This is a genomic window from Marinobacter sp., assembly GCF_034669625.1.
Taxonomy (GTDB): Bacteria; Pseudomonadota; Gammaproteobacteria; order Pseudomonadales; family Oleiphilaceae; genus Marinobacter.
Window position 1 is genome coordinate 20,804 of record NZ_JAXMOY010000018.1, and the last position, 26,276, is coordinate 47,079.

The 26,276-nt window shown below is 52.5% G+C and carries 26 protein-coding genes; 11 read left to right on the forward strand and 15 right to left on the reverse strand.

All coding sequences use genetic code 11. From position 1 onward, the window contains the following. Positions 1-28: 28 nt before the first annotated feature. The 7 genes from VOI14_RS13470 to VOI14_RS13500 form a co-directional block, all read right to left on the reverse strand. Positions 29-781, reverse strand: coding sequence for a flagellar basal body rod protein FlgF (locus VOI14_RS13470; protein ID WP_323752560.1), 753 nt, complete (start codon positions 779-781; stop codon positions 29-31). 73 nt (positions 782-854) lie between these two features. Beyond that, positions 855-2,702: a flagellar hook protein FlgE gene (locus VOI14_RS13475; protein ID WP_323752561.1), complete on the reverse strand. Its 1,848-nt coding sequence runs from the start codon at positions 2,700-2,702 to the stop codon at positions 855-857. A gap of 28 nt (positions 2,703-2,730) precedes the next feature. After that, a complete protein-coding gene (locus tag VOI14_RS13480) occupies positions 2,731-3,408 on the reverse strand; it encodes a flagellar hook assembly protein FlgD (RefSeq protein ID WP_323752562.1) in 678 nt (225 codons plus the stop codon). A gap of 18 nt (positions 3,409-3,426) precedes the next feature. Further along, entirely contained in the window at positions 3,427-3,876 is a 450-nt protein-coding gene (flgC, locus tag VOI14_RS13485; RefSeq protein ID WP_323752563.1) for a flagellar basal body rod protein FlgC, read from the reverse strand. 32 nt (positions 3,877-3,908) lie between these two features. Continuing rightward, complete coding sequence (gene flgB / locus VOI14_RS13490; RefSeq protein ID WP_323752564.1) at positions 3,909-4,310, reverse strand: flagellar basal body rod protein FlgB; 402 nt, start codon at positions 4,308-4,310, stop codon at positions 3,909-3,911. 37 nt (positions 4,311-4,347) lie between these two features. Further along, on the reverse strand, positions 4,348-4,542 hold the full coding sequence (locus VOI14_RS13495) for a hypothetical protein (protein ID WP_323752565.1): 195 nt from the start codon (positions 4,540-4,542) through the stop codon (positions 4,348-4,350). Then, complete coding sequence (locus VOI14_RS13500) at positions 4,530-5,111, reverse strand: nitroreductase (RefSeq protein WP_323752566.1); 582 nt, start codon at positions 5,109-5,111, stop codon at positions 4,530-4,532. Before VOI14_RS13500 ends, VOI14_RS13495 begins: the two co-directional genes overlap by 13 nt. Positions 5,112-5,321: 210 nt before the next feature. Between VOI14_RS13500 and VOI14_RS13505 the strand changes: the two genes are divergently transcribed. Next, a complete protein-coding gene (locus tag VOI14_RS13505; protein ID WP_323752567.1) occupies positions 5,322-6,761 on the forward strand; it encodes an adenylate/guanylate cyclase domain-containing protein in 1,440 nt (479 codons plus the stop codon). A gap of 6 nt (positions 6,762-6,767) precedes the next feature. Here VOI14_RS13505 and queF read toward each other — a convergent pair whose 3' ends face one another. The 3 genes from queF to VOI14_RS13520 are packed head-to-tail and all read right to left on the reverse strand — an operon-like array spanning position 6,768 to position 9,326. Further along, complete coding sequence (queF, locus tag VOI14_RS13510) at positions 6,768-7,586, reverse strand: NADPH-dependent 7-cyano-7-deazaguanine reductase QueF (protein ID WP_323752568.1); 819 nt, start codon at positions 7,584-7,586, stop codon at positions 6,768-6,770. Positions 7,587-7,605: 19 nt separating this feature from the next. Then, complete coding sequence (locus tag VOI14_RS13515; protein ID WP_323752569.1) at positions 7,606-8,379, reverse strand: ABC transporter permease; 774 nt, start codon at positions 8,377-8,379, stop codon at positions 7,606-7,608. Continuing rightward, on the reverse strand, positions 8,376-9,326 hold the full coding sequence (locus VOI14_RS13520) for an ABC transporter ATP-binding protein (protein ID WP_323752570.1): 951 nt from the start codon (positions 9,324-9,326) through the stop codon (positions 8,376-8,378). The genes VOI14_RS13515 and VOI14_RS13520 overlap by 4 nt, the downstream gene beginning before the upstream one ends. Before the next feature lie 247 nt (positions 9,327-9,573). On the opposite strand from VOI14_RS13520, the gene VOI14_RS13525 reads away from it, so the two are divergent. After that, positions 9,574-10,698, forward strand: a complete 1,125-nt coding sequence (locus tag VOI14_RS13525; protein ID WP_323752571.1) for an organic solvent ABC transporter permease — start codon at positions 9,574-9,576, stop codon at positions 10,696-10,698. Here VOI14_RS13525 and VOI14_RS13530 read toward each other — a convergent pair. From VOI14_RS13530 to VOI14_RS13540, 3 genes are all read right to left on the reverse strand, one after another. Then, positions 10,688-11,995 (reverse strand): HD-GYP domain-containing protein, encoded by a 1,308-nt coding sequence (locus tag VOI14_RS13530; protein ID WP_416361430.1) that lies wholly within the window; start codon positions 11,993-11,995, stop codon positions 10,688-10,690. The genes VOI14_RS13525 and VOI14_RS13530 overlap by 11 nt on opposite strands. 172 nt (positions 11,996-12,167) lie before the next feature. Further along, positions 12,168-12,761: a hypothetical protein gene (locus tag VOI14_RS13535; RefSeq protein WP_323752573.1), complete on the reverse strand. Its 594-nt coding sequence runs from the start codon at positions 12,759-12,761 to the stop codon at positions 12,168-12,170. Positions 12,762-12,820: 59 nt separating this feature from the next. Continuing rightward, a complete protein-coding gene (locus tag VOI14_RS13540) occupies positions 12,821-13,099 on the reverse strand; it encodes a PilZ domain-containing protein (RefSeq protein ID WP_323752574.1) in 279 nt (92 codons plus the stop codon). A gap of 189 nt (positions 13,100-13,288) precedes the next feature. Here VOI14_RS13540 and VOI14_RS13545 point away from each other — a divergent pair, with 189 nt between their 5' ends. Together VOI14_RS13545 and VOI14_RS13550 are read left to right on the forward strand one after the other, a co-directional pair. Next, a complete protein-coding gene (locus VOI14_RS13545; protein WP_323752575.1) occupies positions 13,289-14,302 on the forward strand; it encodes a Fe(3+) ABC transporter substrate-binding protein in 1,014 nt (337 codons plus the stop codon). 159 nt (positions 14,303-14,461) lie between these two features. Further along, entirely contained in the window at positions 14,462-16,150 is a 1,689-nt protein-coding gene (locus VOI14_RS13550) for an iron ABC transporter permease (RefSeq protein WP_323752576.1), read from the forward strand. Positions 16,151-16,221: 71 nt separating this feature from the next. Here VOI14_RS13550 and VOI14_RS13555 read toward each other — a convergent pair whose 3' ends face one another. After that, a complete protein-coding gene (locus VOI14_RS13555) occupies positions 16,222-17,889 on the reverse strand; it encodes an AMP-binding protein (RefSeq protein WP_323752577.1) in 1,668 nt (555 codons plus the stop codon). Positions 17,890-18,144: 255 nt separating this feature from the next. Here VOI14_RS13555 and VOI14_RS13560 point away from each other — a divergent pair, with 255 nt between their 5' ends. The 7 genes from VOI14_RS13560 to VOI14_RS13590 all read left to right on the forward strand — a co-directional run bounded on the left by VOI14_RS13560 (position 18,145) and on the right by VOI14_RS13590 (position 25,398). Then, positions 18,145-19,119, forward strand: coding sequence for an ABC transporter substrate-binding protein (locus VOI14_RS13560; protein WP_323752578.1), 975 nt, complete (start codon positions 18,145-18,147; stop codon positions 19,117-19,119). Positions 19,120-19,185: 66 nt separating this feature from the next. Beyond that, complete coding sequence (locus VOI14_RS13565) at positions 19,186-20,091, forward strand: ABC transporter permease (protein ID WP_323752579.1); 906 nt, start codon at positions 19,186-19,188, stop codon at positions 20,089-20,091. 9 nt (positions 20,092-20,100) lie between these two features. Next, entirely contained in the window at positions 20,101-20,895 is a 795-nt protein-coding gene (locus tag VOI14_RS13570; protein WP_323752580.1) for an ABC transporter ATP-binding protein, read from the forward strand. Positions 20,896-21,350: 455 nt separating this feature from the next. After that, the gene (locus VOI14_RS13575; protein WP_323752581.1) at positions 21,351-23,489 is read left to right on the forward strand and encodes an adenosylcobalamin-dependent ribonucleoside-diphosphate reductase; all 2,139 of its coding nucleotides are present in this window, start codon (positions 21,351-21,353) and stop codon (positions 23,487-23,489) included. 30 nt (positions 23,490-23,519) lie between these two features. After that, on the forward strand, positions 23,520-24,218 hold the full coding sequence (locus VOI14_RS13580) for an NrdJb (RefSeq protein WP_323752582.1): 699 nt from the start codon (positions 23,520-23,522) through the stop codon (positions 24,216-24,218). Positions 24,219-24,398: 180 nt separating this feature from the next. Beyond that, entirely contained in the window at positions 24,399-24,884 is a 486-nt protein-coding gene (locus VOI14_RS13585; protein ID WP_323752583.1) for a GNAT family N-acetyltransferase, read from the forward strand. A gap of 7 nt (positions 24,885-24,891) precedes the next feature. Next, a complete protein-coding gene (locus VOI14_RS13590) occupies positions 24,892-25,398 on the forward strand; it encodes a methylated-DNA--[protein]-cysteine S-methyltransferase (protein ID WP_323752584.1) in 507 nt (168 codons plus the stop codon). On the opposite strand, the gene VOI14_RS13595 is transcribed toward VOI14_RS13590, so the two are convergent. Continuing rightward, the gene (locus VOI14_RS13595) at positions 25,361-26,239 is read right to left on the reverse strand and encodes a metal-dependent hydrolase (protein WP_323752585.1); all 879 of its coding nucleotides are present in this window, start codon (positions 26,237-26,239) and stop codon (positions 25,361-25,363) included. The two genes, VOI14_RS13590 and VOI14_RS13595, sit on opposite strands and share 38 nt — an antisense overlap. Between the last annotated feature and the right edge of the window lie 37 nt (positions 26,240-26,276).

A 26,276-nucleotide genomic window follows, 5' to 3' on the forward strand; every position in this document is an offset into this window, starting at 1 on the left:
CCGGCCGGTGATGCTTAATTCAGCGTTATCAGAGGTTCTGCAACAGACGTGCCGTCGCCTCGGAATTTTCGTTAGCGGTGGACATAACTTTCACCTGCATTTCGTATTGACGAGATAGCTGCAGGTTGGAAATCATCTCTTCCACCGCATTTACGTTGGAACTTTCCAGAAATCCGGTAGCAACTCGCATATTTGCATCCGCAGGCTCGACTCCGCCAAGAGCCTGGTCCGGCTTCCGGCGAATAAACCCGTCCAGCCCCTTTTCCAACGCGTCCGCCGGAGGGTTCACCAATTTCAGGCGGTCTACTTCAACCAATTGATCTGGCGGCCCACCAACTGGAACAACAGAAACCGTGCCATCGGCTCCGATCAACAGATCATCAAACGGCGGTAAAGCAACCGGCCCACCGTTACCCAGAACAAGCTCACCACTGGGCATACGAACCAAGCCATTAACATCCACTTGAAGGCTGCCGCTGCGAGTGAAAACTTCTTCGCCCTGATTGTTCTGAACCGCCAACCAACCATCGCCTTCAACGGCAACGTCGAGCTTTCGCCCGGTGTCCATCAAAGCACCGGCGGAAAGGTCTGTGCCGGGCCGTTCGGTCATGGCATAAGCTCGGGTCGGATGATGCTCACCAAACACCGGCATACTGCGGGCCTGAGCAAAATCCTTCTTGAACCCCGTGGTGTTCACGTTGGCGAGGTTGTTGGCGTGGGCACGCTGGGCCAGCATGTTCTGCTTGGCGCCAGACATTCCAATGTAGAGGGCTTTGTCCATGGGCAAACTCCTGCCGGAATTTTGACTGTTTCCAGTCTTCCTGCAGGAGTCATGCCATGTTTACTTGGAAGGATTAACGGAGGTTGATGATGGTCTGGGTGACTGCATCAGAAGTTTCAATGGTCTTGGCGTTCGCCTGATAGTTGCGCTGGGCAATGATCAGGTTCACTAGCTCGGCCGAAAGATCGACGTTGGATTCTTCAACAGAACTTGCCTTGATCGAACCAAGGGTTCCGGTATCTGGCGCACCTACCACTGGCTGCCCAGACTCAAAGGATTCAACCCAAGTGGTATCCCCCACCGGAGACAGGCCATTCGTATTATTGAAGGATGCCAGCGCCACTTGCCCCAACGCCTTGGATTGACCGTTGGTATAGCGGGCAAAGATCACCCCCTCCTCAGACACGTCCAACCCAGAAAGCCGCCCGGTTGTATAACCGTTCTGCTGCTGATTATTGACGCCAAATGTCTCGCCATACTGGGTCGTGCTGCCAAGATCCAAAACAAAGGCAGAGCTATTAGCCGGAAAAGGAATAGGGCTAACGACACTCGAAGGGTCCGCGGGCGGGCCATCGGCACCATTCGGGTCGCCATTCGGGTCTTTCGGCACCCAATCAGCGATGATAATTTCGCCGTTAATGTCGCCGTTAATAGACTCCAGCTGGCCGTCCTGGTTAAACAGTGCGGTATATGGCTGCTGGTCAGTGCCCGCCACCATCTCTCCATCGATCTCAATATAAACCGACCACTGACTTTGACCCACACCGTTACCCGGAGATGGCTCTTTCACGAAAAACTGAGTCATTTCGTGGGTGTTACCGAGGCTGTCATAGATCTTTGTAGAGGTGGCGTGGTTATAGGTGCGCTGGTCTATTGGATTGAAGGCATTAATTACATCGGCAGTAACACTGAATGCGGCCTGAACACTCGTCGGCGCGGAATCCAACCCAGCCACGGTCCGATCTGTATTCACGAATACCGTCCCTGGATAGACGGTGGAACCGCCATCGAAGGACACCTCGAGAGACTCCCCCGAGCTATGCTGAATACTGAGCTCGCCACCTGTATATGAAGCAGATATCGAACTATCGGAGATGTCATTAATTCTGACCGCTAGCTCAGAGAGCGATGAGACCCCAGACAAATCAATTGTCCGGCCTGGCGGAGTATCCCCAACCACTTCAAGTGTAAATGTCCCGTAATCAGCAATCGCCGGGCTACCGAGATTCGCAGAAGTCGATGCAGAAGCCGATACACCGGGCGCTGCAGCTAACTCCGCTGCAACCTCTGACGCAGTAACTCCAGCAGCAAAAGGACCAACAGGATAATCTGCCGAACCATCTGAATATTGAAATGCAAAACTTTGGTTCTCAAAATCGGCAGGCGTCAAATCATTCCAGTTTCGCACTGTACTTGCTAACACCGTCTCTCTAGAATCCAAATTCAAATCCGTTACGAGGCTCGTCGTCCTGCGCGGCGCCAAATTTCCAGTATCGATGCTCAGGCCCCCACGGACGCCAGACAGATTGCCGTCTTCGTCGGCTAAATAACCCTGAACGTTCATGCCCTGATTATTAACCACAAAACCTTCGTTATCGATTGCGAACTGGCCGGCTCGGGAGTAACGAGTTTCGCCGTTATTGCTCAGAATAAAAAAGCCATCGCCACTGATGGCCATATCCAGCCCGCTATCGGTAAAACTGATATTCCCCTGACCGAACGATTGCTTAACATCCTGCACCTGAACACCGTCGCCAACCGGGTTTGTACCACTGCTCAAAAAACCGCTGGCATACAAGTCGCCAAACTGCACCGTACTGCTCTTAAAACCGACTGTACTGGCGTTGGCGATGTTGTTGCCGGTAACGTCCAGTTCCACCGATGCAGCCCGAAGACCACTTAATCCTGTATTAAATGCCATGACTTATACCTCCTGGTCCAACACCGGTTCAGTTAATTTGCTTGACGTCAGACAGGGCGATCGAGCCCATGCCGGCGAGATTCAACGTGATAGATCCACCGTTAGCCAGAGAGACGCTATCGACATTCGCGCTCACCATCGTTCCCAGCTGCTCAGGACCGGAGGGATAGCTAGCTTGCGCAATGATTTCATAAGGGCCAGACGGCAAAGCATTGCCGTTGCCGTCTTCACCATCCCAACGGAAGGAGACCACACCCGCCTCACTGCTGCCCATATCGATCTGGCGCACAAGCTCACCCGACTGATTCATAACCGACAACCTCAAACCGCCCGTGGAAGCCGGAACCTCTATGGTGCCAGTCACCTCACCCTCAGCCCCCAGAATACCCACACTGGACGGAGCCAGAACGGTCTTGCCTACCATGGCCGATGCCTGCAACGCCTGGCTTGAACGGAACTGTCCTGCCACCTCGTCCACCGTGCCGGTCAGATTCTGCATTTCTTCCAGGGAACTGAACTGCGCCAACTGCGAGATAAAGTCGCCGTTGTCTTGCGGCTCTAGCGGGTTCTGGTTTTTCATTTGTGCCAGCATCAACTCCATGAAGGCGTCTTTGCCAAGCTCACTGCCCCCCTGCGCACTGCTGTCTTGCTGAACTTGATACTGGCCCAACACATCGGCGACGGACGCTGAATTTACTACACTCATCTCTCTCTCCTCGCCCTATTACTGCTGACCCAGCGTCAAGATACGCTGCATCATGGATTTTGCGGTGTTCATCACATCCACATTCATCTGAAAGCTTCGGGATGACGACATCATGTCTGCCATTTCCTCAACCACGTTGACGTTCGGATAGAACACGTAGCCATCTTCATTCGCAGCTGGGTGGTTAGGCTCATATCGCATCTGAAGCTCTGCGTCGCTTTCGACAATTCCCTCTACCCGAACGCCGGCACCCGAGCCTTCTGACTGGCTGACACCAAATGTTTGCTGGTCAGGATTCAACATGGATTGCTGGATCGCCGCGAATACGGGTTTGCGAGCGCGATAGGTTTCCTCTGTACTTGAACTGGCCGTTTCCGCGTTAGCGATGTTCGACGCGGTGGTATTCAGCCGCAGGGACTGCGCGGTCATGCCTGAACCCGCGATGTCAAAAATGTTACCCAGTGACATGACTCTCTCCTTCAATCAAAAATGGCTGCGGCTTACTCGCCCTTCAGGGCTTTGGTCAGACCGGAAAATTTGCTACTGAGAAACTGAAAGCTGGCCTGGTAGTCCATCGCGTTACGCATGAAACGGCTTTGTTCCTGCTGCGCATCTACGGTATTCCCGTCAACGGAGGGCTGGTGGGGCGTTCGGTACAACAACTCACCCTCGCCACCACCTGTACCTGAAGTGTCTAGGTGCGCACTGTGAGTCGTGACCACCTGAACACCGCTCATTTCATTCTGCGCTTGCTGCATCATGGCCTGGAAGTCGACATCTCGCGCTTTGTAGCCTGGGGTATCGGCATTCGCCAAATTGTTAGCCAACACTTCTGCACGTTTGACTCGACCTTGAAGGGCCTGTTCATGAATACCTAGTGCGCTATCGAATGAAATTGCCATGACTGCCTCCGGAAATCTGCTCCGGCTTTCTGTTAACTCAGTGTTTGCCGGTTTTGCGTTCTGAAAGGGTTAAAGCAAGCAGGATGCCAAAAACAACAAAACCTGCAGGGCGCAGGCTTTGAAGGGGATAGAAGGAAGTGTTGACGTCAGTTCCGGTCGGCAATTTGGAGAAAACAGAGGAAAGGCGGCAAGCTGTTTCCCCACCTTGCCACCCTATGATCAGACGCGCCAAGGCCGAGTTTGCTTCGGCCCGATCCATTCCTCAACATAATCCGTGCATGATGGGCGCGGAACCGGAGGCTTCTCAGAAGACACAGTGCCGGTATACAGAAACCCTGTAATCGTCTCCCCTTCAGCCAACCCCAGACCTTCAAGCACGGCACGGTCGTAGGCAAACGAGCCTGACCGCCACATGACCCCATAGCCAGCTTCAGATAACGCCAGTGACAGGAAAGACATACCCGACGCCGCAGACATAACCTGCTCTACGTCCGGCACCTTTTCATGGTGTTTAGGTGAAGCAATACCCACGATGACCATCGGCGCCCGGAGTGGTGCGTTGCGGGCATTCTCACGCGCCTTTTCGGTGGCGTCCGCAGCGCAAGATTGCGCGAACAGATTCCCAAGAGCCACCAAAGCTCCCCCTTCAATCACGAGATAGCGCCATGGTCGCAGCAGCGCATGGTCTGGCGCACGGGCAGCACACTGAAGCGCCAGATCAACCACATCTCGGGGCGGAGCCGGAGCCTCCAGCCGCGGTTCTGAAGAGCGCTCCATAAGAAACTGGGTAATAGAACTCATATACTCTCGCTATTCATAAAGGTGTGTGCAAAATCATCGTTTCTGTTGACATGGGTTAATTGTGGCTAATACGTAATACTGTTAACCTTTAGTCGCAGATACTACCAATAAAAAACATTCGGCACTCCCCATGAGCCACACTCAACAAAATCACAACGCTGAAAAACAAAACGCTTCTGCTCAGCGTGACTGTATGGGTGCGCCAGTAAGATGATGAGTGCTCCGGCAGAGCTTCGCAACGTTTCAGCTAATTCCGGCAAAGCCGCAACAAACGACCCTTACGATAACACGGTCGTTATCCCTCCAATGCCAGATTACAGTGGCCGAATTCTGGCTTACATGTCCTCGTCGGTGGTCATTGTTACTGGTGTTTTACAGGATATTTTTGCGCACTGGCTTCTGTGGTTAGTGGCGATCGCCATGATTTGGCCCCATCTTGCCCATTTAATCACTCGGCGCACGTTCTTGAAAAACTCCTCTCGGATTCGCCAGAAAATGTTACTTCTGGACTGCATACTGGGCGGGTCATTAATTGGGGCAATGGGGCTGATTGCCATACCCGCCACCGCGATCGTTATCATGCTGATGTTCAGCTGCTTGATTGTTGGCGGCGTTCGTCAATGGTTTTTTGGCACAGCGCTAACAGGCGCCTCTCTATCCGCAAGCATTGCGGCATTTGGCACCGCTGAAAATCTGCAAGCCCCTCTTTTGACCAGCGTAATAGCGTTGTTAGCAACCGGTGTGTATATATGCGTGACGGCCTATTACTCGCATGTGCAGGCAAGAGCGTTGCTCTACGCGAAATCACAAATCCAGAACCAGCGAGAGCAATCCATCGCACTCTCTCACAAATTGTCAAAATACCTCTCGCCGCAGGTTTGGCAATCTATTTTTACCGGTGAACGAGATGTCCGGCTGGAGACCCAGCGCAAAAAGCTGGCGGTATTCTTTTCTGACATTAAAGGCTTCACAGAGCTGTCTGAAGAGATGGAACCTGAAGCCCTTACCGAGCTGCTGAACCACTACTTCAACGAAATGTCTCAAGTGGCTCTGCGCTACGGCGGCACCATTGATAAATTCGTTGGTGATTCCATCATGGTGTTCTTTGGCGACCCGACCAGCCGCGGCCAGCGCGAGGACGCGTTTGCGTGCGTGTCGATGGCGATCGACATGCGTAAACACATGAAAATCATGCGGCAAAAGTGGCGCAGCCAAGGCATTAAAACCCCTCTGGAAATCCGCATGGGCATCAGCACCGGCTACACCACTGTCGGTAACTTCGGCGCAGAGAACCGCATGGACTACACCATTATCGGCAAGGAAGTGAATCTGGCCAGCCGGCTGGAGTCACTGGCCGAGGCTGGCGAGATTCTGATTTCCTACGAGACCTTCTCGTTGATCAAAGACCGCATCATGTGTCGCGACAAAGGCGAAATCACCGTTAAAGGTTTCGGCAAGCCAGTACCGATCTACGAAGTGGTCGACTTCCGTCGAGACATGGGGCCAAACCGCAGCTTCCTTGAACACGAACATAGCGGCTTTGCCATGTACCTGGATTCGGACAAGATCACCGAGCGTGAGCGCACCGCCATACTCACAGCGCTCGAAGACGCTGCTGATCGTCTTCGCCAAGAAGACGATACAGAGTAACCCCCGCTACTGCCGAACCAACCTCGGCCCCAACCCTTCTTGAGGGCTGGTGCTTCGCCAAGGGTTAATATCCAATCCGCCCCGGCGAGTGTAACGCGCACAAACCATCAGCTCCGTTGGCTGACAACGCTGCATCAAATCCGTAAACACCGTTTCGACACAGTGCTCATGGAAATCTTGCTTCTGGCGAAAACTGACAATGTAGCGAAGCAGTCCGGCCCGCTTGACTGCCGGGCCCGTGTATCGAATGAAAATCGTAGCCCAATCTGGCTGACCGGTGACCGGACAATTACTCTTCAATAAGTGGGAACACAGCCCCTCCGTTACCTCCGGCCCTTCTGCTGACAGGGAGTCCGGAGCGTATTCATACACCACATCCTCCACCGTCTCGTCATCGATCAACTCGTACTCTTCTGGCCGACCAACCGCTGCCGAGGAGACATCCACACTCTGCATGCGCACATGAACGGCACCACCACACACCTTGGACAAATCCCGAGTGATCGTCTCAGCAACTTGACCTTCGGAGGAAAAAACGTGCTGATTCAGCGAATTGAGATACAATTTTAATGATTTACTCTCAACAATCGAAGGCGATGCGGCGGGAAACCGAATCTCAGCCCAAGCAACCACCGGCACACCACCGGGGCGCAGCCAGGACAACTCCCAAGCCTGCCACATATCTTCCCCGAACCAGGGCCAACGTCCATCCTCAAGACCAATACGTCGACGGTTTTCTTCTCGGGCCACCGGAAACAACAACGAAGGATCGTACTGATCCGGGTAATCGCTGGATTTACCCAGCGGAGCATTATCAAGTGCCATAAATCGTACCGGAACCCAGTTAATGTCGAATGCCTTTGCCGCGCGCCAGCATGCGCAGAGCAATGGCTGTAAGCAGAACAATAAACACCAGAATCATACCAAGCGAAACGAACGGATTAACATCCGAAACACCCAGTATGCCGAAGCGGAAGCCATTGACCATATACAGAATCGGATTGGCCAACGACACGTTTTGCCATAATGCAGGCAGCAAATCGATGCTGTAAAACACCCCGCCGAGATAGGTGAGCGGCGTCAGCACAAACGTAGGCACTATGGAGATGTCATCGAACTTGGTCGCTAACATGGCATTAATAAAGCCACCGAGCGAGAACAGCGCCGACGTGAGGAACACCGTAATGATCACCATAGGAAGGTTATGGATCGCAAGCTGCGTGAACGCCAGTGACAACAAGGTAACGATCAATCCGATAATCAGCCCTCTGGACATTCCTCCGACCACATATCCGGCCAGAATGGTCCAATTGGGTACCGGCGACACGAGCAATTCTTCAATACTTCGCTGAAACTTCATGGAGAAGAACGATGACACCACGTTGGCATAGGAGCTCGTGATCACCGACATCATGATCAGACCCGGTACAATGAACTGCATGTAGTCAAAGCCACCCATATCGCCAATGCGAGACCCGATCAAATTCCCGAAGATAATGAAATAGAGGGTCATGGTGACCGCTGGCGGCAGCAGCGTCTGGGGCCAGATCCGAGTAAACCGACGAATTTCACGCAGAACAATGGTCTGAAATGCCGTCCAAAGAGCGATAGGCGTCATACCGAACCCTCCTTCGCTTTTTGGGTTTCAGTGGCGTTCTGCTCAACCATCCGCACAAACAATTCCTCCAGGCGGTTTGCCTTAGTGCGCATACTGCTGACCTTAATGTTTTTACTTTCCAATTCCTTGAACAGAGCATTTAACCCCTGCCCTTTCGCGACCTCGACTTCCAAGGCGCCGTCGTCATTGATCAGACACTTGAAACCTTCCAACTCCGGCGCACCATCCAAGGCTTGCTCGGTATCCAGAATAAAGGCTTCAACACTCAATTGCTGGAGCAGCTCCCGCTTGCTGGTGTGGCGGATAATTTCGCCATGATCAATGATCGCAATATTCCGACACAGAGCCTCGGCCTCTTCCAGATAATGAGTGGTGAGGATAATGGTGGTGCCTTGCCGGTTAATGTCTTCAAGAAACTGCCACATAGAGCGGCGCAATTCGATATCAACGCCGGCGGTCGGTTCATCCAGTATCAACAATTGGGGTTCATGCACCAAAGCCCGCGCAATCATAAGGCGCCGCTTCATCCCCCCCGACAACATCCGCGCCGGTGTGTTGCGTTTGTCCCATAACCCCAGCTTTTTCAGGTATTTTTCAGTGGAGACTCTCGCTTTCTTCAACGGAATGCCATAGTAGCCAGCCTGAGTAGTGACGATATCAAACACTTTCTCAAACTGATTGAAATTGAATTCTTGAGGCACCACACCAAGATTAAGTTTGGCATCAGAAAGCTCAGTGTCGATATTCTTCCCGAATACCCGGACCACGCCTCCGGACTTATTCACCAGAGAGGACACAATCCCTAACGTGGTCGACTTACCGGCCCCGTTAGGCCCCAATAAGGCAAAAAAATCGCCCTTAGCGACCTGAAGGTCAATCCCTTTCAGAGCGTAGAAGCCGTCTCCGTAGCGTTTCTCAAGTCCTTCGATTTCCAATGCATAGGTCATAAGTGGAACCGCTGTTAAATAAATGCACCGCGTGAACGGAAAATATGTAGTGCGCTATGGATTGAGGCAATTCGTCAAAATTCAAGGCAGTGCACGATATTCATCAGCTGTACACGAAAGATCCAAACTGCGACAGGTTTCCCGATATACACGAACCGCCCTCCTTATAATGCCGTTACAACAACTTACAAAGCCTGGAACTGCCTCTGGCACATCAGGTGATCGCGAAGGGATTGTACGACACACCATGGAACTCGTTCATCTGCGCCGTTTACTACTGTCACTCGCCACTGCCCTCGCACTGTCTGCATGCTCTGACGGAGGGAGCTCAGGTTCCGATGACACCAACACGGGGCAAATCCATAACCGCGGGATAAGCGGGCTCACCTATACAACAGCCAGCCAGACAGGTACCACCGACGCGCAAGGCACGTTTCGTTACTACCCCGGCGAAACCTTAACGTTAAACGTTGGTACCTTGCCGGTCGCGGAGAATGTACCGGCAAATGAGTTTGTCAGCTTTCTTGATTTTCAACCGGAACTCCGTGAAGCCTTAAAGACGGCAAAAGTTGATAGCCAATCCCTTAAAGACCACGCTCTCACGGAATCCTCGCTTTTCAATAACCAAGAGCTGATCAACCGCACCCGATTCCTGATGGCACTGAATTGGACAGAGACCATTCAGGACAACGAAGGCATCGATATTCGCCCTCGAGTGATTGATCAGTTAAACGCAGCCCTCGACGATTCTGACCTCCCCTCTGGTGTAGATTTCAGCGTGCCGTCCAGTAATTTTGAAGCACCCGAATCCACAGCAAACCAACTACTGGCCACCATCTGTTTCCACGAAGAGGGCGACCAGCTGTGTGACCAGCCCCCCACTCTCGCAGACATCGAGAGTGCGCCGGAACGCCCCGAAAATGCCAGCGACATCGACCCGAATACCCGCTACAAGCAGGATCTCAAGTCATTACGTGAACGCATTCTGCAATCCGTTCGAAGCATCGAAGACATCGACAAGCAAAGCGCCGAAGAATACCTGACAGCTGAACTTTCAGGCATCACCAATGCCATTGGCCGGCAATACTATCTCTCGAATCATATTGCATCACACCCACCGAGCGACACCGCTTTAAAAACGATTTCGATTAAGAAAGTGGATGGCAATATCGCCATCACCAAGCACGGAGTAGAAGCTATCAGCACCCGGCCACAGGATGTCGCGGTGCATTCATGGAGCTGGGACGAGGCAGAAGTCGAATATTTTGTCGGCGGGGACGCCGGTGGAGAGTCTGAAATCCTTATAAATTTCAAACCAGAAAACGATTACCGCTGGGTTCGGAAGTCGCTGCGGGTTCTAATCAACGATTAAACAGCTTACCGAGCGGCCAGCGATACTCATTGGTCGCTCCCCAGCCCGTCAGCTCAAGCCCGTCCGTGCCGTGCGGCAAGCACTCACGCACCGCTAGCGCTTCACCTTGCGCTTTAGACTCGTTATACCGAGCCAGATCAACCACCTTTCCACTTTTGAGCGGGCTTCCGTCAGAGGCCTGCATGACCATAACACTTGGCCATAACCGACGTTCCGGACTGTGTGAAACCACCACACCGCGACATCCATCCGATAGCTCGACCAAAGTTCCAGCGGGGTACACTCCTATGGCCTGAATAAACGCCTCGACCAAATCCTTCTGAAACTCGAAGTCGCGCATTTCATAGAGGAAGCCTACGGCTTTGGCCGGCGTCATGGGCTCTTGTCCGTTACGGGGCGCAATCAACGATTCGAAAAATTCGGCAATGCCTGCCACTTTTGCTAACAGCGGAATCTTTTCTCCGCCCACTCCGGCCGGGAAACCCGAACTATTGTGACGCTCCCTATGCCCTTGGACTACACTGAGCACGGCCTTGGAAATGCCTGAAGGCTTCAGAATTTCAACACCTCGTTGCACATAGGTCCGGAAAATCTCGTAATCCTCGGCAGACAACCGCTGTTCCTGCTCAACGATCTCTACGGGCAGCGCAGTCTTGCCTACTTGAGATAGCAAACAACCGGTACCCAAATGATTCAAAAGGCCTTCATTCAGCCCTAGCTGGCGTCCCAGCACCAACGCCCAGACCGATGTATTCAATGCATGGCGATAGACGAAGTCATCGTATTGCCAGGTTCGGCTCAGCCACAACATTGCGTTTGGCTGCCTGCAGACGCTCTTCACCATTTTTTTCGTAACGTCGGCGATCAGACGGCCATCCAGCTCTCCTCTCGAACGAACAGCGTCAAACATTCTGTCGAGTGCAACTTCGGCATCACCCAGAATCTTTTTAGAGATTCTTAGTTCTTTCTTTAACGTGGTGACCACCTGATGGTTCACCGGCTCACGAATACTCAGTGGCGGAAGCTCTAACTTTTTACGACCGTTAGCCCTTGATTTTGAGCGTGCCCGAAAGCCCAAAACACTCCCGGATTCAACACCGACAGAACCTCGGGTTTCCGGCTCATCAACCATGACCCATTTACAGTGAGAAACGAGAGCTCGCACGTCGTTTTGCGAACGAATGTAAAAACCCTGAACAGGGAAAGGAGTTTGGTGCCACGGGCGATCCAGATCGGCCACAAACATGCCAACCTCAAGATCATGAACCGCTAGTTTCCGTTGCTGAACGCCCACCATTATCCCCTAAGCTACAAATACCTGAGAGTACTAAGTGTGGCACGCCTGTGCCTAGCTGCCGTTACGATTTTGTAGAGAACGGTCACGAAAACGACGCAAACAGTAACGCTGATCATCGATTCGCAACAAAATGTTTTGATGAGAACCCAGTTACGCAGACACTAGCGAAGAATCAATCCGCTTTACACACAGATTCATCAAACGCCGGTAACCGGGCGTTCAGCGTGCCTCGAGGCACCTTGCGGGAATACACCGTATAGGCGACTGTTGAAGCGCGAAGATAATCCACGTTCACCACTTCATCGCCTTTAGATACGTCTGTCGCCGAGGGCCGACAAGCCACTGATAACAGGAACCTGGCCTCAATATCCGCAATGCGTTCCACAGGCTCGGGCCCTACTATTTTCATGCACGCAACATCACCGGCCGAGTCGCCGCTAAACGCACTCACATCCAGTGCTGGGTCACCACAACCTCTCACGCCTTTCGCACAGATACCAGCTTGCTCATGACTGTCATCCGCGAGACGCCACACCCGATCACTACACTGGGTTTCTACTTTCATAGCAGTAGATTGGTCGCGGATAAACCACCACCCCGGATAGTCTGCTGTTTGCCAGGACACCCTTATCTGGCGTGATTCGCCCGATGAGTTCTCCCCGGGAAACATGGCGTAATGGGTGTAATAACTGGCACACCCTTGAAGCAGCAGGAAGGTCAAACCGATAACAAGGTTTTTTATACGAAAAGCATCAAACGAAATCATGAAAGCAGGCCTTCCTATGCGCATTAATCCATCACTAGCATGTTTAGCAGGCGTATAACCTATTCAGTTTCAGAGGCAAATTGAAGTCCGTATCCCTCGTCCGTCTTCCGGACCACCACCATATCTAATATTGGCGCAGGTACCGGCAAGCCCTGAACCTGAACAATCACTCGATCACCCAGCGTCGGCGCAAACGACGCACCTTCGAGTGCAATGAATATGCCGCCATCAGAAATATCACGCGTAGGAAAAACATACTCGCCCAATTCTTCGTGGATGACCTTTACCTTTGCACTCATCGCTGTGCGACTGTGCTCCCTGCGATCACTTGTCGACATTCGAGGATTTCCTAAGAAGTTACGTCTTTTTATGACGTTAAGAAGCATAGCACCATTTTTATAAGAATATGCCAAGAGAGTTATTGACTCAGCGCCCACCATGAATGAGAATTGTTGTCGTTCTGAAATGCTGTTGATACCCAATTACAGAAACGCATTCACTTGCATCAAAACCAAAGGAAAGCACCTATGCGTATGAAACTAGTCGCAACCGCCGCTATGGCACTCGCCGCCATGCCGCTCAGCGCCTCAGCCGATGGCGAAGTCAACATCTACTCCTATCGCCAAGCATACCTGCTCGAACCTTTGCTGAACGCGTTCACCAAAGAAACCGGCATTGAAGCCAACGTCGTATTTGCCAAACAAGGCCTTGCAGAGCGCCTTGAACGTGAAGGCCGTAACAGCCCGGCTGACGTTGTCATGACAGTCGACATCTCCCGCATCAACGAACTGGTCGAAAGAGATCTGGTAGCGGGCGTTAAATCAGAAACACTGTCCCATAACATCCCTGAACACCTGCACCACCCTGAAGGTAAATGGTACGCGCTCACCACCCGTGGACGCCTGATTTTTGCCTCTAAAGACCGTGTAAAAGAAGGCGAGATCACGACTTACGAAGAACTGGCCGATGAAAAATGGGAAGATCGCATTTGTACCCGCAGCGGCAAGCACCCGTACAACATTGCCCTGATCTCCTCGATGATTGCCCACCACGGCGAAGCTGAAACGGAAGCTTGGTTGAAAGGCGTTAAAAACAATCTCGCCCGCAAACCTCAAGGCGGCGACCGCGATCAAATTAAAGCCATCGCAGAAGGTGAGTGCGACATCTCCATTGGCAACAGCTACTACTACGGCAACATGCTGAAAGATGAAAACCAGCGCCCTGTCGCCGAGCAAGTGAACCTGGTCTTCCCGAACGCAGAAGGCCGCGGCACTCACGTTAACATCAGCGGCATTTCTCTGACCAAGAGCGCACCGAACAAAGACAACGCCATCAAACTGATGGAGTTCTTGTCCTCACCGGAAGCTCAGCGCATCTATGCAGAAGCCAATACCGAATACCCTGCCAACCCGGAAGTTAAGCCATCCGGCCTGGTTGCAGAATGGGGCGAGATCCACCCTGACGACCTGTCTCTGCAGGAAATTGCAGAGAATCGTAATGCAGCAGTGAAGTTGGTCGATCGAGTGGATTACGACAGCTAAGCAGCACTGTTCATTCACGAGAGATAAAAAGGGTGCATGATTAATGCGCCCTTTTTTCGTTATTGACGAACAACAAGATGACTCGAGTCATTGCAGGGAGCTGGCTCAGTATCTAAAATCGCAACACTTCTCATCACCACTATCAAATACAGGAACGCCATGACTGAGGTTGTTAGCAGTGCCGACCCCGGGCTTTCACAACCCCTACTGGCAAAACGCACCTCGAAAAGATGGCTCGTTAGCGCCATCATCACTACCGCCATTGTCGCGTTGCCTGTTCTTGCCGTTGTTTTTCTTGCCTTATTCCCTGAAGAAAATATCTGGCCGCATTTGATAAGCACCACTCTGCCCCGCTACCTCGTCACCACCGTTCAACTCATGGTCGGCGTAGGCGCACTTACTTTGGTTATCGGCCTATCGACTGCCTGGGCTGTGACCATGTGTGATTTTCCCGGCAGGAAGTTTTTTGAATGGGCGCTATTGCTTCCCTTTGCCGTACCCGCCTACGTTATCGCCTACGTGTATACCAGTCTGCTGGACTATGCCGGTCCGGTGCAGAAAGCACTGCGAGAGTGGTTTGGCTGGCAAAATGCCAGCGAGTATTGGTTCCCTGAAATCCGAAGTCTCGAAGGCGCCACGCTGATGATTGGCCTGGTTCTCTACCCCTACGTGTATCTATTGGGTCGAGCCGCGTTTCTCGAGCAGTCGCCTTCGCTGTTTGCCGTTAGCCGAAGTCTCGGCCACTCGGCTTTGAGTACATTTTTCAAAGTTGTCTTGCCCATTGCCCGCCCCGCCATCGCCGTTGGCCTATCGCTGGTGTTAATGGAAACACTGAACGATTTTGGCACCGTTGATTTTTTTGCGGTACAAACCCTCACCCGAGGCCTGTTTGATACCTGGATGAATCTTGGGAATCTCGGCGGTGCCGCACAGATAGCCACCACCATGCTTATTTTCGTGGTTATTCTGGTGACACTGGAACGCTATTCCCGCCGGCGCCAACAGCAGTTTGCCGCCCGCGATAACCGAGAACCGATTCGTCGCTTTAGTATGTCCTTTCCGCGCCAGCTGATCTGTGTGGCTGTCTGCACCATCCCACTACTTTTCGGCTTCCTGATTCCCGGCGCCACCCTTGGGTACTACGCATGGGAATACTTCGATGTAAGCTGGAATCCAGATTTCGTTCACAACACGATGAACAGTCTGTTTCTTTCCGGCACCGCCGCCTTGACCACTCTGGTCATCGGTGTGACCCTCGCATACAGTCGACGCCTTCATAACACCAAAGGCATGAAAGTACTGATGCGCCTGTCCAGTCTCGGTTACGCCATGCCCGGCGCCGTTCTGGCGGTCGGAGTTATCGTTCCGCTCGCCGGTTTTGATAACTGGTTTGATTCACTGATACGGGATTATTTCGGTATCAGCACAGGCCTCCTGTTAAGCGGCTCGGCCTTCGCCCTGGTGTTCGCTTACACCGTTCGTTTCCTGGCCGTCTCGGCAGGCAGCGTAGAAAGTGCACTGCAGAAAATCACCCCCAGCATGGACATGGCGTCACGATCTCTGGGCCACAGCCCTGGCAAAACGCTTCTCAACGTTCACCTTCCCATGCTACGAGGAACACTCTTGACGGCAGCGCTCGTGGTCTTTGTCGACTGCATGAAGGAACTCCCCGCGACCCTGATTCTAAGACCCTTCAACTACGAGACTCTGGCAACCTACGTCTACCAATTTGCCTCCGATGAGCAGCTGTACCACAGTGCCTTGCCTGCCCTGATCATTGTGTTGGCCGGTATCATCCCGATTATTCTAATGAGCCGCTCAATTGCCAGCTCTCGCGCCATGAGTTGATTTACACTCGGTAGAAACAAAAAGGGCCCGACATTGTCGGGCCCTTTTTGTTTAAGCTGTCAGCAACAGAGTTATTGCCAAATCACCTTCTGCTTCTGAGCGTACCAGGCATCAACCTTCGCTTCATAGGCATCTTCAACCACATTACGCTTAAGCTTCAGCGTCGGGGTCAGGAAGCTGTTCTCGATCGACCACTCATCACTCACAACGGTAATAAATGCCAGCTGTTCGTGGGGATCGACTGTTTTGTTAACGTCGTCAATCAGCTTCTTGAAGCTTTCTTCAATATCAGCGCGGAAAGCCGCATCGGCAGATTTAGGACGAATTTCTTCAGACAGCACCACCAGAGCGTGCGGTTGAGTCTGATTCGCACCAGAAACACAAACCATCTCGATCGCGTCGTGTGACATCAAGCTGTTTTCGATCGGTGCCGGCGCAATGTACTTACCTTTGCTGGTCTTGAAGATCTCTTTGATTCGACCGGTCAGTTTCAGGCGACCCATCTCATCAATTTCACCTTTATCGCCGGTCCGGAGAAAACCGTCTTCAGTAAAGGCTTCTGCCGTCTTCTCTTCATCTTTGTAATAGCCCATCATCGTCGCCGGGCTTTTCACCAGAATCTCGCCAATTTCGCTGATTTTGGTTTCAACACTCGGCAATGCCTCACCAACATAGCCGGTACGAGTACGGCCCGGCTTGTTCATGTGGGAATAGGCAAAGTTTTCAGACATGCCGTAACCTTCAAGAAGCTCCAACCCAAGGTTGCGGTACCAGTCCAGTACATCGTGAGACAATGGCGCAGAGCCAGAACCCGCCAGCTTCACTTTGCTCAAACCAAGACCTTTGAGCACCTTCTTCTTGATCACCTTGTTCAACAGCGGAACCTTAAGCAGACGCTCCAGCTTTTTCTTGGGCAGCTTCTGCAGTACACCATGCTGGAACTTCACCCACAGGCGCGGCACTGACAAGAACAGAGTCGGTTCGGCACGTTGAAGGTCAGCCACGAAGGTATCCAGCGATTCGGCAAAATACAGTTCAAAGCCGGCATACAGCGAGCCCAGTTCTACAAACGTACGCTCGAAAACGTGTGCCAAAGGCAAGTATGACAACATACGCTCATCTTGCCCCACACCCAACGTCTGGGTACCACCAACAGCAGAAAATGCCATATTACCAAAACTCAGCATGACACCTTTCGGGCGCCCTGTGCTGCCGGAGGTGTATACGATAGTCGCCAGTTCGCCGGCTTCGCGCTGAGGCTTGCCTTCCAGCGGCGGATACTTCGCCACGATATCGTCCCAGGTTTCGAAATCGTTAGGCGGGCTCGACGGGAAAGAAATACAGCGAACGGAATCCGGCACCCCAGGCTTCATCATGTCCCAATCGTCCAGCTTGCCCACGAACAGAACATCACACTCCGCGTGGCCAAGAATGTAATTGACGGTGTCGGCATTCAAGGTCGGGTAAAGGGGCACTGAAACGTGGCCGGCCAACCAAATGGCCCAATCCGTCATCACCCAGTGGGCGCAGTTCTTGGAAATAAGGCCGATGCGGCTTTTTTCCGGAAGATTGAGAGATTTCAGGTACGCCGCCATCCGGCGAGCTTCATCGATCGCGCGCCCCCAAGTATATTCAACAACCTTGCCATTACCAATTGGCTGGGTCATATACAGTGCGTCAGCGTTTGTGGCCTCCCAGTGGTAGACCATATCGAGCGGGAGTTTTTGGGTGGAGTCCATGGATCTTCCTGTATTGTCTTTATAGTTAGATGACTTACGTATTATTAGACTTTAGTCGAGCATTGCAACACATGAGTGTATATTCAAATGTTGTCATTACAAACACTTTGATTTCATCAACGTAGTAACACTTTAACCCCCAAAACTGTCGATAGTCACTACCCTCAATGCCATACGCCTGTGTTAAACTGGCCAACTTTGAGTTTTCGTCCCTGCACACAAGGGAAAACAACCCCAAAAACCGGAGATGGGCATATGGCCAAAAAGACCCTGCGCACCCTGCTCGGAGCTTCGCTGCTGGCTGCTGCAAGCTTGGTACAGGCTGACGACACCCGTGTTGTAGCCATCACACAGATTGTTGAGCATCCCGCGCTCGACGCTGCTCACCAAGGCGTGAAAGACGAACTGGCAGAGCACGGATACATTGACGGCGAAAATTTGCGCCTAATGCATGAAAGTGCTCAGGGCAACTCCGCTATTGCGACTCAGATCGCCCGTAAGTTTGTTGGCGAAAGTCCCGATGTGATCGTTGCCATTGCAACACCTTCCGCGCAAACCGTCGCTGCGGCTGCACGCAAAATTCCCGTGGTATTTTCAGCGGTTACCGATCCAGTTGCGGCCAAACTGGTTAAAAGCTGGGAAGAACCGGGCGCCAACATCACTGGCGTCAGCGATATGCTCCCAATCGAAAAGCACATTGACCTGCTGCAACGTGTTCTGCCCGAAGCCAAGCGCATCGGCACGGTTTACAATCCAGGCGAAGCCAATGCTGTCGCTTTGATCGAACTGCTTGAAGAGCGTCTCGCGGCTCGCGGCTTGGAACTGGTTAAAGGTGCAGCCACCAAGACCTCCGAAGTCCTCGGCGCTGCCCGTTCTCTGGTTGGTAAGGCTGATGCCATCTACCTGACCACAGACAACACCGTGATCAGCGCGGCCGAAGCGGTCGTTTCCGTAGGTGAGCGCTCCAAGATCCCGGTATTTGCAGCTGACACCGCCACGGTTGCTCGCGGCGCGGTTGCTGCGCTGGGCTTCGACTACTACAAGCACGGCCGCCAAACCGGTGCGATGGTCGTTCGAATCCTGGAAGGTGCTGACACGGCCACCATGCCGGTCGAAACCATGGAAGAACTGGATCTGTTCGTGAACCCTGCCGCCGGAGAGCGTATGGGGATCACCTTGTCTGAAGATCTAATCAAAGACGCCAAAGAAGTCGTCAACAGCGACAAATAATGCCTGACCAATACGGGCGAGCCTCACAAGGGCCCGCCCGTTTTCTTTCACGGTGAACCATTACCCATGCTAAGCGAAATCGCATTCTACGGTGCTCTTGAAACCGGGCTCATTTATGGTCTGGTTGCTTTTGGTATCTATATTTCTTTCCGCGTTCTGGATTTTCCAGATCTAACGGTCGACGGCAGCTTCCCTTTAGGCGCTGCGGTAGCAGCCGTTCTCATTATCTCAGGCTGGAATCCATGGCTTGCTACCGGCATGGCCGTCCTCGCAGGCATGGCAGCCGGTGCAGTTACCGCCATTTTGAATGTAAAACTCAACATTCTGAACCTGCTGGCGTCCATCCTGACCATGATCGCGCTTTACTCCGTTAATCTGCGCATCATGGGGCGCCCTAATCTCGCGTTGTTAACCGAGGAAACGGTACTAACCCCCTGGTACAACCTTGAGTTTCTGGAGTATCACCAGGTATCGGTTGTGCTTTTCGCGATTGTCGCGGTGGTATCCCTGATACTTTTATGGCGATTCATGAAGTCTGAAACCGGCCTTGCGATGCGGGCGACCGGCGCCAATGCGCGAATGGCTCGCGCGCAAGGTATCGCCACAGGTGGCATGATCATTTTTGGTGTAGCGCTCTCAAACGGTCTGGTCGGCCTTGCCGGCGCGCTCTTCGCTCAAAGCCAAGGCGCTGCAGACGTAACCATGGGGGTCGGCGTCATCGTTATCGGCCTGGCCTCGCTCATTGGCGGCGAAGCGGTCATTACCCCTTCAACGGTTATGCGCGCACTGATTGCTTGCGTGATTGGTGCCATTATTTACCGACTGGCCATTGCCTTCGCGCTGAATGCTGATGTTCTCGGGCTTCAGGCACAAGATCTCAACCTGATTACAGCGGTTCTGGTAACCTTGGCGATTGTTTTGCCGGGTGTACGTACCAACCTTACAAACCGCTTTAGCCGCAAGAAAGCCTGAGGAGGCCCTATGATCAGCGCAACCGATCTTAAGCTCACCTTTGGCAAGGGAACGCCTTTGGAGAACCCTGCCTTGCGTGGCATGAGCCTGACGGTCAATCAGGGTGAATTCGTAACCGTAATTGGCAGCAATGGCGCCGGCAAATCGACCTTCCTGAACGCCCTGTCCGGCGAAGTTTTGGTCGATAGTGGTAAAATCGTCGTCGACAATCTTGATGTCACACGACTCCCCACTCACAAACGGGCGGGTCGCGTGGCACGAGTGTTCCAAGACCCTTTAGCAGGTACCTGCGAAGGCCTCAGCATTGAGGAAAACCTGGCGCTTGCCATCAAACGCGGCCAAAGTCGGGGTCTGACCAGTGCTGTTAAACGACAGTACCTTGAACAATTCCGGGAAAGCCTGTCGACCTTGAAACTGGGTCTGGAAAACCGTCTTGGCGACAAGATGGGACTTCTGTCCGGCGGCCAACGTCAGGCCGTCAGTTTGCTGATGGCGAGCTTGACGCCCTCTTCTATCCTTTTGCTGGATGAGCACACCGCAGCGCTGGACCCTAAAACGGCTGCCTTCGTACTTGAGCTCACCACCCAGATCATCGAAGAGCAAAAGCTGACGGCGTTGATGGTTACCCATAGCATGAAACAGGCTCTGGAAGTCGGCACACGCACCGTGATGCTCCACCAAGGTCAGGTCGTTTTTGATATTGGCGGCAAGGAACGTGAAGGTTTGGAAGTGAAGGATCTCCTCGAACTGTTCGAAAAACAGCGAGGAATTTCCGTGGATGACGACAGCTTGCTGCTTGGTTAAATAAAAACGGGAGCTCAGCTCCCGTTTTTATTTACTGCACCACCAATCAATACCCACAAACGCGCAGTCGGGTGTTGGTCATCGCAAGATCATCTAATAAGTTCTACTCGCGTTTTGCGGTCGCACCCGTCAGTAGCCCTCCCCCCCCCCCGCTTTATCGATACCTGGCAAACAGATACGGGCAATGGTCACAAAACCTCCAAGTTGTTCAGCAAAAAGTCAGCGCTGAAAGCCTGAGAATTCAGACTGATTTTCCCGAGTCAGCCATAAGCTCATGTCCCACACGGGATTGCGAACTTTCAAGTCTTCTTTCATTGATTTTCTTTGCGTGCCCCTCTCAACTCATAGGATCTCTCTTATTCACAAAACACTATATCCTGTTATACTCATCGAAAATTAACCCATATATAGGGTTAAAGACGAGAAGACAGTTTTTTAAAAAGCAGAGGGTGGCAATGAACGCTAAGGCACAGGCAGTGATCACAACGATTCCCATGCAGGAAGCTTCGCTCGACATCTGGGCCAGCAAATATCAGCTGAAAACCAAGACGGGCGAGTCCGTAGACAAAGACATTGATGCAACCTACGAGCGGGTCGCAAAAGCCCTTGCTGAAGTCGAAAAGAAGAATGTACGCGACAAGTACATGAAAGAATTCCTGTGGGCCTTGCAGAATGGCGCAATTCCCGCTGGCCGGATCACATCAAATGCTGGAGCCGAAGCGCACAAACCGGCAACTTCCACCATTAACTGCACCGTTTCCGGCAACATCCAGGACTCCATGAATGACATTCTGGAGAAAAACCACGAAGCAGGCCTAACCCTCAAGGCCGGCTGTGGTATTGGTTATGAGTTTTCAACTTTGCGTCCCCGTGGTGCCTACGTGGCTGGCGCAGGTGCAACAACTTCTGGCCCGCTGTCGTTCATGGATATCTTTGACCGCATGTGCTTTACCGTCTCTTCCGCGGGCGGGCGTCGCGGTGCTCAAATGGCGACCTTTGACGTTCACCACCCTGACGTCATCGAGTTCATTCAAGCCAAGCGCGAAGATGGCCGCTTGCGTCAATTCAACCTGTCTCTGCTCATTACCGAAGATTTCATCGAAGCGGTCCGCAACGGCGACGACTGGCACCTGTCTTTCCCGGTCAGCCGCAAAGAAGCAGAACAGGAAGAACTCGACCTGACCGACACCAGCAAATTCCTCTACCGCGACTTCCCGGTACAGGACAGCTATGTGGTGAACGATGAAGGCAAAGTGGCCTGCCGCATCTACAAAACGGTGAAAGCCCAGTTCATCTGGGACACCATCATGACCAGCACTTACGACTACGCCGAGCCGGGATTCATCCTGATCGACAAGGTCAACCAGATGAACAACAACTGGTTCTGTGAAGACATTCGTGCCACTAACCCTTGTGGCGAGCAGCCGCTGCCTCCGTACGGTAGCTGCCTGCTGGGCTCTGTGAATCTGACCAAGTTTGTTGACTACCCGTTCACCGAGAAGGCCAGCTTCAACTACGAAAAATACCGCAAGGTTGTGGGCACGTTCACCCGCATGCTGGACAATGTTGTTGAGATCAATGGCCTGCCGTTGCCAGAACAGCGCCATGAAATCACCTACAAGCGCCGTCACGGCATGGGAATTCTGGGGCTAGGCTCCACGCTTGCAATGCTGCGCATGCCCTACGGCTCTGATGATTCGGTAGCCTTTACCGAAGAAGTTGTTCGCGAGATGGCCGTTGAAGGTTGGCGCCAGTCGTTGGCTCTTGCGGAAGAAAAAGGCGCTGCTCCCATCATGGACGATGAGTTTGAAGTCACACCGAAGATGCTAGCCAAGTGTCCGGAGCTGGCCAAAGACGGCCACAAAATTGGTGACAAGTTAAAAGGTAAACTGCTGCACGCCAAGTACAGCCGTTACATGCAGGAAATTGGCAAAGTTGAACCGGAATTGATCGAACAACTGGCGGAAAAAGGCGGGCGATTCACCCACCACACGTCGATCGCACCAACCGGCACTATCAGCTTGTCGCTGGCGAACAACGCCAGTAACGGTATCGAGCCGAGCTTCTCGCATCACTACGCTCGTAACATCATTCGTGAAGGCCGAAAAACCAAAGAGAAAGTTGATGTTTTCTCCTTCGAATTGTTGGCATACCGCCATCTGGTCAACCCAGGTGCAATGCCCTTCTCCGAAGAAGAAGACAAAAAACTGCCAAGCTACTTCACGACTTCCGATGATGTCACACCGAAGCAACACGTAGACATCCAGGCCGCCGCACAGAAATGGGTAGATTCGTCCATTTCCAAGACCGCGAACGTGCCTCAGGATTTCGCATATCAGGATTTCAAGGGCATTTATCTGTATGCCTACGATCAAGGCTTGAAAGGTTGCACCACCTTCCGCTTCAACCCGGAAGCCTTCCAGGGCGTACTGGTCAAAGAGAAAGATCTTGAGAACACTCTGTACGAGTTTACCCTGGACGACGGCAGTAAAGTCACCTTGAAGGGCAACGAACAGGTAGAATACGACGGTGAAATTCATACTGCCGCCAACCTGTTTGACGCACTCAAAGAAGGCACTTACGGCAAGTATTGATCCCGGAACCCGACAGATAGGACAACGAACATGACAGTTAAAATTAGCAATCAGATTGTCGGCTACCGAGTGAAAAAAGCCGACACAGAAACCAACAACGATCAACAGGCCGCTGTTCAGCCAGATAACAAGCCGGTTCAGATGAATGAATACATCGAACGGCCTGACTTCTTGCTAGGCACCACCTACAAGATCAAACCGCCAGTGGCGGAGCATGCGATGTACATCACCATCAATGACATCCTGCTGAACGAAGATACGGATCATGAAAGCCGCCAACCATACGAGGTGTTCATCAACTCCAAGTCGATGGAACATTTCCAATGGGTTATTGCGCTGACCCGGGTTATTTCTGCGGTATTCCGCAAAGGCGGGGACCTTACGTTCCTGGTTGAAGAACTGCGAAGCGTATACGACCCCAACGGTGGCTACTTCAAGAAAGGCGGCGTGTTCATGCCCTCGCTGGTTGCCGAAATCGGCGCGGTCATCGAGAAACACCTGAAGGCCATTGGCCTGTTGGAAAGCGACGAGATGAGCGAAACCACCAAGCGTATCCTGGCGGAAAAGCGTGCTGAATTTGAAGCATCGCACACTACCGCCACTAACGACGATTCCAGCAGCGACTACCCTGCCAATGCCACCATGTGTGGCAAGTGCAACACCAAAGCTGTGATTGTCATGGATGGCTGTGCTACTTGCCTGTCCTGCGGTGATAGCAAATGCGGCTGAGGTAACTCAACCGCAAAACAAAAAGCTCGGCAGAGATTCTCTGTCGGGCTTTTTGTTGTTCTGGCGCAAGACACTTAACGCGAAACAGTGGATTTTCTGTACGTGAGCGGTATGCTGATAGGGTAACTCGCGTATGGGTACGCCTACCCACCCTCCAACACAGGTGCGCACTGAATCATCATGACCACAGATACATCCATCGTCATTCGCAACTATCGAATTAAAGACCTGAGTCCGGTCGTTCGCCTGTTTACCGATTCTGTCCACGAACTGACGGCAGCCGCGTACGACGAAACCCAACGCTATGCTTGGGCCTCCCGAACGCCTAACCTCGACACATGGCAGGGACGCTTGGCCTCACTGGAAACACTCGTTGCTGAAGACGGTGACGCGCTTGCGGGCTTTATTTCTTACGAACCAAGCGGCGTCATAGATTTGGTATTCACAGCACCAAATTACGCCCGCCAAGGCATTGCTTCGGCCCTTTACCAAGAAGCCGAACAGCAACTTCAGAACAAAGGCGTCAAAGAGCTCCGAACCGAGGCGAGCGTCGTGGCACGTCCGTTCTTCGAAAAGCACGGCTTTGAAGTTCTTGAAGAGCAGCAGGTAACCATTCGAGGCACTCATTTCCTGCGCTTCAACATGCGCAAAGAGCTGCAGGGCTAACAGAGCGATGCGTTATGGCATTACTTACAGCGCCGTAGGCTGGTTACTTGCAGTCTGGAGCGAACGGGGCCTTTATGGGGTTGAGCTGAGCGATCGCAAGGAGCAGCTATTACCCTTGCTCAAGGCGCGCTTTCCCAATCAAGCCATAGAACCGGTAAACGGAGAAGGTACTGCACTGCTAAAGCAAATTGCACAGGCGGTGGAAAACCCCGAAAGCCATCTCGACTACCCTCTGGTACTGGAAGGCACTGAGTTTCAGAAAACAGTCTGGGGGGCTCTTCAGGCCGTCCCATCAGGACAGACGACCACCTATTCAGAGCTCGCAAACACGCTCGGCAAACCACAGGCAGTGCGCGCGGTGGCTAATGCGTGCGGGGCGAACAAACTGGCGGTCATTATTCCATGCCACCGCGTTGTCCGGTCTGACGGTGGCTTGGGTGGCTACCGCTGGGGTATCGAACGCAAAAAGGCCTTACTTAATCGTGAAGCGAAGCTGGCAGCCATCGTTTCTTAGCGTTTTCAAGTAACTCGCGAACATCCTGATTCCAAGGGTGAAAATTGGGGCTGTAATACTTCAGATACGATGGAATCATCTTGCGGAAAATGCCCGGTTTCCCCCACATATAATTCAACGCACCCAGCCAGGACTTCAGATTACCCAGCTCGCCCTCTTCCTTCATTAGCTGAAACAAATGAAGGCTGGTGTAGAACGGAAACATCACACTGACATACATCATTTCCGTGATGCGAGTAAATTCGCTGCCACCCACCGTTCTGTATACGTCAAAAGCCACTGACTTATGCTCTGATTCTTCAATCGCATGCCAAGCCCAAACCGGCGCGATACGGGGGTCCATTTCTTCCAACGCATCAAATTTAAGCAGAAACTCTTCCGCCATCATTGCAGTAAAGTGCTCGACGGCTACGGTGTGGGCAAGTTGGCGCTCGGGGCTCAAATTCTTTCGCATCCAATCCATGAACCACTGAATTTCACGCTCAATTCGCGCCAGGCCAACGCCCTTTTCTTCCAAACATCCGTTCATCAATTTGTGTTCTTTGGAATGGTGGGCTTCCTGCCCAATAAAAGCGCGGATCGACTTTTGAAGATCCGGGTCAGTAATCTGGTCCTGATAGTAACGGACGGAATCAATAAAGAATCGTTCACCGGGAGGAAAGCTGGCAGATAACGCTGCCAACAGCAGTGTCTTGGCGGGGTCGTTGTCCCACCAATATTTAGGCAAGTCTTGCGGAAACTCGAAATCCGGACTGCGCACCACCGGCAGAAAGCCTTGCGGCGCCAAAGATTGATAAACCCTCTGTTTTGCAGCCTTAATCTTGTTCGTGGCCATATTCATCACAAACCTCCATGCCCGATATGCTTTTCGGTATACC

Coding starts and splice junctions, on each gene's coding strand:
- VOI14_RS13470 (WP_323752560.1), bottom strand. CDS start 781: ATGGACAAAGCCCTCTACATTGGAATGTCTGGCGCCAAGCAGAACATG.
- VOI14_RS13475 (WP_323752561.1), bottom strand. CDS start 2,702: ATGGCATTTAATACAGGATTAAGTGGTCTTCGGGCTGCATCGGTGGAA.
- VOI14_RS13480 (WP_323752562.1), bottom strand. CDS start 3,408: ATGAGTGTAGTAAATTCAGCGTCCGTCGCCGATGTGTTGGGCCAGTAT.
- flgC (WP_323752563.1), bottom strand. CDS start 3,876: ATGTCACTGGGTAACATTTTTGACATCGCGGGTTCAGGCATGACCGCG.
- flgB (WP_323752564.1), bottom strand. CDS start 4,310: ATGGCAATTTCATTCGATAGCGCACTAGGTATTCATGAACAGGCCCTT.
- VOI14_RS13500 (WP_323752566.1), bottom strand. CDS start 5,111: ATGAGTTCTATTACCCAGTTTCTTATGGAGCGCTCTTCAGAACCGCGG.
- VOI14_RS13505 (WP_323752567.1), top strand. CDS start 5,322: ATGATGAGTGCTCCGGCAGAGCTTCGCAACGTTTCAGCTAATTCCGGC.
- queF (WP_323752568.1), bottom strand. CDS start 7,586: ATGGCACTTGATAATGCTCCGCTGGGTAAATCCAGCGATTACCCGGAT.
- VOI14_RS13515 (WP_323752569.1), bottom strand. CDS start 8,379: ATGACGCCTATCGCTCTTTGGACGGCATTTCAGACCATTGTTCTGCGT.
- VOI14_RS13520 (WP_323752570.1), bottom strand. CDS start 9,326: ATGACCTATGCATTGGAAATCGAAGGACTTGAGAAACGCTACGGAGAC.
- VOI14_RS13525 (WP_323752571.1), top strand. CDS start 9,574: ATGGAACTCGTTCATCTGCGCCGTTTACTACTGTCACTCGCCACTGCC.
- VOI14_RS13530 (WP_416361430.1), bottom strand. CDS start 11,995: ATGGTGGGCGTTCAGCAACGGAAACTAGCGGTTCATGATCTTGAGGTT.
- VOI14_RS13535 (WP_323752573.1), bottom strand. CDS start 12,761: ATGATTTCGTTTGATGCTTTTCGTATAAAAAACCTTGTTATCGGTTTG.
- VOI14_RS13540 (WP_323752574.1), bottom strand. CDS start 13,099: ATGTCGACAAGTGATCGCAGGGAGCACAGTCGCACAGCGATGAGTGCA.
- VOI14_RS13545 (WP_323752575.1), top strand. CDS start 13,289: ATGCGTATGAAACTAGTCGCAACCGCCGCTATGGCACTCGCCGCCATG.
- VOI14_RS13550 (WP_323752576.1), top strand. CDS start 14,462: ATGACTGAGGTTGTTAGCAGTGCCGACCCCGGGCTTTCACAACCCCTA.
- VOI14_RS13555 (WP_323752577.1), bottom strand. CDS start 17,889: ATGGACTCCACCCAAAAACTCCCGCTCGATATGGTCTACCACTGGGAG.
- VOI14_RS13560 (WP_323752578.1), top strand. CDS start 18,145: ATGGCCAAAAAGACCCTGCGCACCCTGCTCGGAGCTTCGCTGCTGGCT.
- VOI14_RS13565 (WP_323752579.1), top strand. CDS start 19,186: ATGCTAAGCGAAATCGCATTCTACGGTGCTCTTGAAACCGGGCTCATT.
- VOI14_RS13570 (WP_323752580.1), top strand. CDS start 20,101: ATGATCAGCGCAACCGATCTTAAGCTCACCTTTGGCAAGGGAACGCCT.
- VOI14_RS13575 (WP_323752581.1), top strand. CDS start 21,351: ATGAACGCTAAGGCACAGGCAGTGATCACAACGATTCCCATGCAGGAA.
- VOI14_RS13580 (WP_323752582.1), top strand. CDS start 23,520: ATGACAGTTAAAATTAGCAATCAGATTGTCGGCTACCGAGTGAAAAAA.
- VOI14_RS13585 (WP_323752583.1), top strand. CDS start 24,399: ATGACCACAGATACATCCATCGTCATTCGCAACTATCGAATTAAAGAC.
- VOI14_RS13590 (WP_323752584.1), top strand. CDS start 24,892: ATGCGTTATGGCATTACTTACAGCGCCGTAGGCTGGTTACTTGCAGTC.
- VOI14_RS13595 (WP_323752585.1), bottom strand. CDS start 26,239: ATGAATATGGCCACGAACAAGATTAAGGCTGCAAAACAGAGGGTTTAT.